General features: G+C 77.5%; 1 protein-coding gene and 1 pseudogene. Both read right to left on the bottom strand.

Annotation, left to right across the window (positions count from 1 at the left end; genetic code table 11):
- Positions 1–259: 259 nt before the first annotated feature.
- Positions 260–724 (bottom strand): annotated as a pseudogene (locus FOE67_RS24405) (hypothetical protein); the annotation flags it as partial.
- 89 nt (positions 725–813) lie between these two features.
- On the bottom strand, positions 814–1876 hold a 1063-nt coding region (locus FOE67_RS24400), incomplete at its 5' end, for an LCP family protein (protein WP_228474241.1).

Genomic DNA, 1876 nt, shown 5'->3' with positions numbered 1-1876 from the left:
CCCCCTCCTCGCCCGACGTTCCCACCCGCGTGCGCCGTGGGGTCGGGAACATGCCGACCGGGGACATCCCGAAGTCCATGGCCGAGCACGGGCGGGACCGCACGGAGGTGGACGACTTCCCGGGCCGGACGTGTGTTCGTCGGGGTGGTTCCCGTCATGGGCCGGTCGGGCCGGAGGCGTGGGGGTTTCCGGTCCCGTCGGCTCGGTCCGGACCACCGTGGGCCTCGGGATCACGGGGGCGGTCGACGTGCCGGGAGCGGCCGGGGCGGACGGTGCGGGGGCCGGTGGTGTCGGCGCCCAGGGCCCGTACGCGGTCGCGCAGGGCGCGGTCGGCGGTGACCACCGTGCAGGGGCGGGCCGTTCCGGCCGCCTCGCCGGCCACGAGGGCGACGATCAGGTCGTCCCCGCTGCCGTCGGTCGCCTCCACGCGCACGCCCGGCACCGCCTCCACCCGGCGGGCCGCGCCCTCGACCACCAGGACGACCTCCTCGGCCTCTCCGGGGGCGCCCGGTTCCGCCGTCCTCCCACCGGGGCCGGGGGAGAGGACCGAGCCGGCCGCGGCCCGTTCGGCGAGGGCGTCCCGCAGGCGCTCGGCGGCGCCGTGCCGATCGCGCCACCATCCGTCGGGCACCGAGCCGACGACGTTGGCGCCGTCCACGATCACCAGCCGGCCGGGGGTCTCCCCGGATGCCTTCGCCGTGGTCTCCGATCCCGGGTCGTGCACGCCGCGGACCTCCCCGTTCCGTTCGTGGTGCGCCGCGCCCGGAACCGGAGGTGTTCCGGATGCGCTTCCGGGAAGCGGCGCCTCCCACGCTAGCGGCCGACCCGGTCCTCCCGCGCGGCGTTCGAGGGCTCACCGGCGGTTTCACCGTCCCCGTCGTGCCCGCCGTTCCCGTTCGGGATCCGTTCCGGGGCGGCGGCCGGTTCGGCCTCGGGCAGGGGCAGGGCCCGGATTCGCAGTCCGCTGCCGGCCGTCCCCAACTCCTTGGCGAAGCGCACCAGTTCGGTGATCGATCCCAACCCCTTGTCGGTGGTCAGGGCGTCCGTGGCGGCCTCCGCCACCCGGTACAGGGCAGCCGGGTTGGTCAGCACCCCCCGCCGCTCGATCTCCCGGAGCACCGCCAACAGCACCCGCTGCGGCGGCTCCAGGCCGTCCTCCGCCGTTTCGCCGACGGACCGGGCCGCCGCCATGGCCCCGGCCCCGTCCAGGCGGTGCGTGCCGGCCGGCCACTCCCGGCCCGAGGCCGGGTCGCGCAGATCCACCGGCGTTCGCAGTTCGACCCCCTCCAGGGCGTCCACCAGGGCGCCCAGCCGGTCCACGTCCACCTCCAGGTAGTGGTCCATCCGGTCGCCGACCACCTTCTCCACCGCCCTGGCCAGGCAGGCGGGGCCACCGGTGTCCCGGACCTCACCGAGGCGGGAGTGCCCGGGGACGGACGCGGACGGGCCCTCCCCCTCGGACGCACGGGCGCACGTCGGGGTGGGCACCTCCCACTCCCGGGGCACGACGACGGCCCGGGCGGGGCCGTCCTCCGGCAGTCGGACCACCATCACCGAGTGCCGGGCGGCCCCGTCGGGCGCCGTGTCGGGGCCGTCGGCGGCCACCACCAGCAGCGATCGTCCCGGCTCGTCGGCCGGTGTCCCCGCGTCCCCCTCCCCGGCGGACCCGGCGGCGTGCGGGGCGTCCGGGTCCCGGGGGGTGCCGGAGGCGTCGGGGATCCCGGAGGGCTCCATCGACAAATCCACACTGCCCAGTCCGGCGCCGAGCCGGTGGTGCAGCCACGCCCCGGTGCCCCCCGCCACCACGGCCGTCACCAGGGCACCCGCCGCGATCCGACGCCCGATCACCCCCCGTCGCCCGGTCCGCCGCGACCAC

This window comes from Streptomyces calidiresistens (assembly GCF_014141525.1).
Classification (GTDB): Bacteria; Actinomycetota; Actinomycetes; order Streptomycetales; family Streptomycetaceae; genus Streptomyces; species Streptomyces calidiresistens.
The sequence above is the reverse complement of the archived record's forward strand: the minus strand, read 5'-3'. Positions and strand labels throughout refer to the sequence as shown.